At 56.8% G+C, this 7,570-nt stretch carries 7 protein-coding genes; 5 read left to right on the top strand and 2 right to left on the bottom strand.

Features of this window, described 5'->3' with window-relative positions:
• Window positions 1–310 precede the first annotated feature (310 nt).
• Window positions 311–997, bottom strand: a complete 687-nt coding sequence (locus tag IE099_RS08015; protein WP_189569377.1) for a lysozyme inhibitor LprI family protein — start codon at window positions 995–997, stop codon at window positions 311–313.
• A gap of 229 nt (window positions 998–1,226) precedes the next feature.
• Between IE099_RS08015 and IE099_RS08010 the strand changes: the two genes are divergently transcribed.
• The 5 genes from IE099_RS08010 to aspS all read left to right on the top strand — a co-directional run bounded on the left by IE099_RS08010 (window position 1,227) and on the right by aspS (window position 6,711).
• Window positions 1,227–2,036: a protein-disulfide reductase DsbD domain-containing protein gene (locus IE099_RS08010; protein WP_189569375.1), complete on the top strand. Its 810-nt coding sequence runs from the start codon at window positions 1,227–1,229 to the stop codon at window positions 2,034–2,036.
• Window positions 2,037–2,119: 83 nt separating this feature from the next.
• Window positions 2,120–2,731, top strand: a complete 612-nt coding sequence (locus tag IE099_RS08005) for a redoxin family protein (RefSeq protein ID WP_189569373.1) — start codon at window positions 2,120–2,122, stop codon at window positions 2,729–2,731.
• A gap of 352 nt (window positions 2,732–3,083) precedes the next feature.
• Complete coding sequence (gene hisS / locus IE099_RS08000) at window positions 3,084–4,376, top strand: histidine--tRNA ligase (RefSeq protein WP_189569371.1); 1,293 nt, start codon at window positions 3,084–3,086, stop codon at window positions 4,374–4,376.
• A gap of 26 nt (window positions 4,377–4,402) precedes the next feature.
• Window positions 4,403–4,816 (top strand): GxxExxY protein, encoded by a 414-nt coding sequence (locus IE099_RS07995; RefSeq protein ID WP_189569369.1) that lies wholly within the window; start codon window positions 4,403–4,405, stop codon window positions 4,814–4,816.
• Between the two features lie 86 nt (window positions 4,817–4,902).
• A complete protein-coding gene (aspS, locus tag IE099_RS07990) occupies window positions 4,903–6,711 on the top strand; it encodes an aspartate--tRNA ligase (RefSeq protein ID WP_189569367.1) in 1,809 nt (602 codons plus the stop codon).
• A gap of 66 nt (window positions 6,712–6,777) precedes the next feature.
• Here aspS and IE099_RS07985 read toward each other — a convergent pair whose 3' ends face one another.
• Window positions 6,778–7,518, bottom strand: coding sequence for a hypothetical protein (locus tag IE099_RS07985; RefSeq protein WP_189569365.1), 741 nt, complete (start codon window positions 7,516–7,518; stop codon window positions 6,778–6,780).
• Window positions 7,519–7,570: the final 52 nt, after the last annotated feature.

Raw genomic sequence — 7,570 nt, 5'->3', positions numbered from 1 at the left:
AATTCACCCCCACCAACCCGCGCTCGAATCCAACAATCGCAGGCGAATGAGCCCATCCCCAACGGACGAGATCTCAGGGGTCGGTTTCGGCGAAACACCGACCTACCGGCGTCGGCCGGTCAGGCTTTGCCGAAGCTGACCCTCTCGGTGTTCGAACTCGCCTCTGCGGGTTTCCGAGTTCACCCCCACCAACCCGCGCTCGAATCCAACAATCGCAGGCGAATGAGCCCATCCCCAACGGACGGGTTCTCAGGGGTCGGTTTCGGCGAAACACCGACCTACCGGATTCTTCTAGGGCTCCGCCTCCCCCTTACTCCAGCTCCCCCGAAATCACCCTCTTTCTATCTTCCGCGCTGACTTCACCCAGTCGAAGATAGCTGCCATCAAAATAAGCCCGGGCGCCGTGGAGATGCCGGGCGTTCTCGCTGACGATGCGGATGCGGCCTGAACCATCTTCCTTGGGCACAAAGGTCAGCCAAGCCTCCTTGCCATCGTGCTCGTCGCGGGTCTCGAACCAGGCACTATGGCCATTGACCCGAAGCTTGCCGCCAATAATCCCGAGATGAAAGCTGGGCCCCCGCACGACATGGAGCGCGAAATAATGCTGGTCCCCCTCCTTTACAATCTGGAGGAAGCCACCATAGGAGTCCCGATACTCCCCCTCCAGACCCTCGTGTTCTCCGGCCGTTTTCCAAGCCTGCAACCATTGCACCCGCGATTCGGTCAAGCCGGCCGCCATCTCCAGTTGCGCCTCTTCGTCAGAAGTCCCCTCGTAGCCGCGTTGCGCTTCGCTGATGTAGTCACGATATTCCACCCAATCTCGCTGCTCCTTTTGCACGATGGCAAACTGATAGGCCTCGAGCTCTTTCTTCAATTCACCATAGACGCGATTGAGCACATTGTCCTGAGTCTCGAATTGCTCTTTGGCCGAGGGCTCGGAAAATAAATTCGGGCAAAGAAGGGTGACGGCGAGGGAAATGACAGCAAGTTGTTTCACTCTTTTCCCTTACAAAATTGGTCCTTGGATGTCGACTCAGTCGTGGAGAGTTGCGCCTCAATACTTTGCGATACAAATAAATATTATGCAACTGAACCTATTCTTTTTGGCCTATCGACATTGGTTCTAAATCGTTAGTTCCTTGTCCCTTTTACTCCTTTCAAAGGCTCTGACTGATTCCTCACAAAATTCCCCTTGCGTCCCACTCAAACTACCAGAAATTAGCATCGTGTTTAATCGCTACCGGACTACTGCCGTTGTTCTCGCCGCCTGCACTTGCTCCGTCCAAGCGGAGTCTACTGCCGAAGTAAAACTGCTCGCCCCTCCCTCCGTTGCCGCAGGCTCCACTGTCGAGGTGGCCTTGGAACTGACTCCAGCCGAATCGCTGCACGTCTACTACATCAACCCCGGCGAAATGGGGCAGGCCGTCGCGCTGGACTGGCAGGATTTGCCGGAGGGAATCACCACGGGCGAACTGCGCTTTCCTGTTCCCCATCGCGTCAAGACTGGCGAACTCCCGACCAATGGTTACGAGGAGACCACCTTGTTCTTTTCCCAACTGAACATCGCGCCCTCCGTCGAACCCGGTTCCTATACTTTCAAGGCCAAAGCCTCCTGGCTGGCATGCAATGATAATCAGTGCCTGGTCGGAGGCGATGAGGTCGAACTCAAACTGGAAGTGGTGGCCAAAGGAGGAACTGCCTCCGAGCCCTCCACCCAACTGGCCGAAGGCCTCACGCTCATCCCAACCGACGCGAGCACAGACTGGAAAAGCTCGGTGAAAAAAGAGGGCGAAAAGTGGCTCATCAATCTCACTCCCCCTGACAACTGGGAATCCCCAGAAGAACTGGATGCCTTCAGCGAAACTTCGGACTTTTTCCAACCGGGCTCGGTCCCTTCCATCCAGAGGACCGACTCTGGATTGCAGATTTCCGTCGAGGCTTCGGAATATAGCAAAGACCTTTCCGCAGCCAAAATCGTGCTGGCCGGACCCACCCCACCCGTCAGAATTCCTATCTCACTGGAAACGCAAAAATAGCGGGAATATTCCCTTTCATCCTGCGTCTCAACTTTGGGCCATCGCCTGAAAACAACTCTCAACAACCAACAAACCAAACTACTATGAAACTAATGACCATCGCCGCAGCCTTCGCGGCCCTCGTCGGACTCGCCACTCCAGCCCTCGCTGAAGACGCGAAAGCAGCAACTGCAGAAAGCGCCCATGCTCCCCACGCCCCCGCCTTCACCCTGAAGGACCTCTCCGGCAAGGAGCATTCCTTGGAAGACTTCTCCGGCAAGACTGTTGTCCTGGAGTGGATCAACTACGGCTGCCCCTACGTGAAGAAGCACTATGAGTCCAAGAACATGCAGAAGCTTCAGGAAACTTACACCGGCAAGGACGTGGTGTGGCTTTCCATCGTTTCCGGCAAGACTGCCAAAGGCTTCTCCCAAGCGGACGCTGATGCAGCTGGCACCAAGGCCACTGCCGTTCTCCTCGACCCCACTGGCGAGACTGGCAAAGCCTACGACGCGAAGACCACTCCTCACATGATCGTGATCACCGGTGACGGCCACATCGCTTATGACGGTGCCATCGACTCCAAGGCTTCCACCGACTCTGCGGACATCCCGAACTCTGAAAACTATGTGATTGCGGCTCTCGATTCCGTTCTCGCTGGCAAAGAAGTCGCTACCACCAAGACCAAGCCTTACGGCTGCTCGGTGAAATACTAAGTCTTTCCTGATTTTCCCCTCTTTCAAACGCGGTCCTTCGGGGCCGCGTTTTTTTTGCACGGAAGCAATGGGTAAGCGGAGAGGGGTTTGAGGGAGTCTTTTTAAACCGCAGATTGACGCAGATGAACGCAGATTGACGAAGGCTCTGTTGGTTTTGGTTGTGATAAACTCACCGAACCGTCCTCCTTTCAGTCCCATCCAAATCCCAACGAACCGGAATCTGCGTTCATCTGCGTCAATCTGCGGTTCCAAAACACATTCACCTCCTCGCCCCCTCCCTCAGAACAAAGGAAGTAGACTCGACAACGCCCCCGCAATCCCTTACTTCCCTGCCCCTTTCCCCAGATTTCCCATGGCATCAGGTTTCCAAACACTCACCGGCTTCCGCGACTTTGACCCGCGCGATTGCCAGCTCCGCAACTACCTCTTCGAGACCTGGCGCCGGGTGGCGACCCGCTATGGGTTCGTGGAATACGAGACCCCGATGCTGGAGCCGACCGAGCTTTACCTGAAAAAATCCGGAGGCGAACTTTCCTCGCAACTCTTTCGTTTCCAGGACCAAGGCGACCGCGACGTGACGCTGCGCCCCGAAGTCACCGCCTCCCTCGCCCGCCTCGCCGCCACCAAGCAGCGCGACTATCCCAAGCCGCTCAAGTGGTTCGAGATTGGGCAATGTTTTCGCTACGAAAAGCCGCAAAAAGGCCGCACCCGCGAGTTTTACCAGTTCAATACCGACATCCTCGGCGACGACTCCCCCGCCGCCGATGCCGAGCTCATCGCGCTGTCCATCGACACCATGCGCGAGCTGGGCTTCACCAAAGAAGACTTCAAAGTCCGCCTCTCCGACCGCAATGCCTGGTCCAAATTCGCTGCCGACCAGGGGCTGAGCGACGACCAGCTGGCAGATTTGCTCCAAGTAGTCGACAAGCTGGAACGCGAAAAGCCCGAGGTCACCACCGCCAAGCTGGAGCCCCTCGGACTGGTCACCCAGCAGCTCACCGACTTCATCGCCGACCCCGCCAACGAGTCCGATGCTTTGCGCGAAATTCAAGAGAATCTCAGCGCCCGCGGACTCGGCGACTACCTCGAGGTCGACCTCTCCATCGTGCGCGGACTGGCCTACTACACCGGCGTGGTCTTTGAAATTTTCGACACCAAGAAATCCCTGCGCGCCGTCGCCGGGGGCGGTCGCTACGACACCCTCATCTCCACCCTCACGGAAGGAAAGACCGACCTCCCCGCGATGGGATTCGCGATGGGCGACGTGGTCATCGGACTCTTCGTGCAAGAAGTCGCCTCCGCCAGCCGCAAGTTCGAAGTCTGGAAGATGAACAACGCCAGCTGCGACATCTACCTCGTCATCGACGACGAAGAAAAGCGCCCCGAAGCCCTCGCCCTCGTGCAGGAGCTCCGCGAAGCCGGTCTGCGCATCGACTACGCCCTCACTAAGACCAAATACGACAAGCAGCTCAAAGCCGCCGCCCACACCCTCGCGCCCTTCGCCCTCGTCGTCGGCCGCGACTTCCCGCAGCTCACCCTCCGCAATCTCAACGCCCGCGCACAGGAAGACATCCACCCCAACACCGACACCGTCGCCTACCTCAAAAAACGCCTCAGCGAACCTCAGGGACCATTGTTGGCTTAGAAAAACTGAACCGCAGATTAACGCAGATGAGCGCAGATTTTTTGTCTAAAGAAGAATCAGGACAAGTCCTGAGCTGCGCCTTCGAAGTGCACAATGTTCTAGGTAAAGGCTTGAGAGAAAAGGCTTACGAACGCGCTCTCGTGCGAGAGTTTCAGTTGCGCAAAATCTCCTTCGACCAGCAAAAGCAGTTTCCAGTCTTCTATAAAGACACCCAAGTTGATGTTTTCATCCCAGACCTCATCGCTTTCGATTGCCTTGTTATCGACGCCAAAACCATCGACTTCATTAGTGACAACGAAATCGGACAAATGCTGAACTACCTCCGCATCACAGGACTGAAGGTCGGCCTCGTAATTAATTTCAGAAACGCCAGCGTCGAATACAAACGAGTTTCCCTCAACGACCCTCGCAACTTTCCCACTCCAAATCTTCAGTCCTAAAAATAACAAAAAATCCATCCCACAGAGCCCCGTCAATCTGCGCCCATCTGCGTTAATCTGCGGTTCAAAAACTTAAATATACTTTCATGAGAACTCATCACTGCTCCCAACTCCGCGCCTCCGACATCGGTCAAAAAGTCACCCTCATTGGCTGGGTGAAGTCTGCCCGTGACCACGGTGGCGTGATCTTCATCGACCTGCGCGACCGCGAAGGCCTGACCCAATGCGTCTTTCACCCCGAAGTCTCCAAAGAAATGGCAGACCTCTCCCACACCTTGCGCGACGAAGACGTGGTTCAAGTGGTCGGCACGGTCGAAGCCCGCCCCGAGATCGACGGCAAGTCCACCGCCAACAGCGACCTGCCCACCGGCGAGATCGAGGTCTCCGCTCTGGAGCTGAAAATCGTCAACAAAGCGGCCGTTCTTCCCTTCCAGCTCGACAAGGAGCTCTCCAACGAGGACCTGCGCATGAAATATCGCTACCTCGACCTCCGCCGCGAGCGCATGACCCGCAACATGCGTCTGCGCCACCGCATCACCAAGTCCACCCGCGACTACTTGGACGAACTCGCTTTCCTCGAAATCGAGACTCCCATCCTTTCCAAGTCTACTCCCGAAGGCGCCCGCGACTTCCTCGTGCCCTCCCGCATGCACCCCAAGAGTTTCTACGCTCTCCCCCAGGCGCCGCAGCAATACAAGCAGCTCCTCATGGTCGGCGGCATCGAGAAATACTTCCAGATCGCCCGCTGTTTCCGCGACGAAGACCTGCGCGCGGACCGTCAGCCCGAGTTCACCCAGATCGATATCGAGGCGTCCTTCGTGAGCCAGGACGACATCGTCAACCTCATCGAAGGCCTCTTGGCACGCATCTTCAAAGAGTCCCTCGACGTCGAGATCCCCGTCAACTTCGACCGCCTGACCTACAAGGACGCGATGAACACCTACGGCTCCGACAAGCCCGACCGCCGGATTGGGATGGAAATCGTCGACGTGACCGAAGACCTCAAGGACTGCGAATTCCGCGTCTTCTCCGGTGCCGTTTCCAATGGTGGAGTGGTCAAGGCCATCAACGCGAAAGGCTTTGCCGACGCCACCACCGGCCAAATCGAGCGCCTCACCCAGACTGCTATCGAAGCCGGAGCCAAAGGCCTCGCCTACATTCAGGCCCGCGACACCGACCGCAAGACCTGGCGCTCGCCTTTCGTCAAGCGGATGACCGATGCCGAAGTCGAGGCCCTGCGCGAGAAGCTCAACATCGAGCCCGGCGACCTCATTCTCTTCGCCGCTGACAAGTGGGAACCCGCTTGCGAAGTCCTCGGCCGCATGCGCCTGGAAGTCGCCAACCTGCGCAACCTGCTGGAAGGCAACACCGAGTTGAACTTCCTCTGGGTCACCGAATTCCCCCTCCTCGGCTACGATGAAGAGGAAGGCAAATGGAACGCCGTTCACCACCCCTTCACCCGCCCCATCCCCGAACATGAGGAAGCACTTAAAAAAGGCGAGCTCGGGGACGGACTCCTCGCCCAAGCCTACGACGTCGTTCTCAACGGCTACGAGCTCGGCGGTGGATCGATTCGGATTCACGAACAGGACCTCCAGTCCGCCATGTTCGACGCCCTCGGAGTCACTCAGGAGGAAAAGGAGACCATGTTCGCCCACATCCTCGAAGCCTTCACCTTCGGCGCCCCACCCCACGGCGGCGTCGCCCTAGGTCTCGACCGCATCGCGATGCTGGTGGCTGGCGAGTCTTCCATCCGCGAAGTCATCGCCTTCCCCAAGAACAACCGCGCCAGCGACCTCATGACCGCCAGCCCTTCGGAAGTCGACTTCAAGCAACTCCGCGAACTCCGCATCAAGTCCACCGTCGCCGACAAGCCCGTAGACCCAGCCGAGTAAACCGAACTCTCCTTTCAATCTCCAAAGCCGTGAGGGACTCGTCCCTCACGGCTTTTTTGTATTCAACTATTTCTCTTTCGTTACACGTTCAAACGACTCCTGATAGGTCGTTTTAAATTCTGGCGGAAGTGATTCCGCATCAATCAATGGGAGTTCATCAGAATGCCAGTGGGAGTGCATAGCCAAAGATTCAATCAGCAGCCGAGAGACTTCGGGGCGCTCTGAGGATATCAGGCTAAGCATTTCGTTGCGATTCAAGGCTCCCGCAGTCATTGCAGAAAGGCTCCGATTGAAAGGGTCACTTCGGTCCAATCCGTCGAGCAACGCCTCAACGGGTATGCTTGAGCGTGCCGAAAGGCCGTCGAAAAGGCGCCTGAAATCTTGATAGGACGACAGAGAAATCGCGCTAAGAGCAGCCGCGACATCCCGTTCTCCCAGAGATCCTATTCGATCGATAATGGATTCGGGAGACTCTCGAGCAAGAGCGATCAAGACCGCTTTACGCACCAGAGAGCCACCTAGAATCCCGAATTCTCCCGCCTCAACACTTTCGAGAACTCGCGCTTCTTGCTCAGCTAGTTCTTTTCCCAGAATATCACTCAGCGCCAACTCCAAATCTTGGTCCGAATGACTGCCACCATCCCAAGGCTGATTGAGCATTGCATGCAACGCGGCATCGATATCTCGATTCGCCCACCTCACCAAAAGCTCACGCTGGGCAGCGACTCGCGAATAGGCTTTCTTGTTTTGATTAGCTAGATCGGCCCATTGCTTTTGGAACTCCAGACTCCTTTGCTCCTGAGTCACCACACGGCCCGAACTACGAGCCTTCAAAAGAGCCCCATTCGCCTCTCCATTG

This window comes from Roseibacillus persicicus, assembly GCF_014651675.1.
Lineage (GTDB): Bacteria > Verrucomicrobiota > Verrucomicrobiia > Verrucomicrobiales > Akkermansiaceae > Roseibacillus > Roseibacillus persicicus.
The sequence above is the reverse complement of the archived record's forward strand: the minus strand, read 5'-3'. Positions and strand labels throughout refer to the sequence as shown.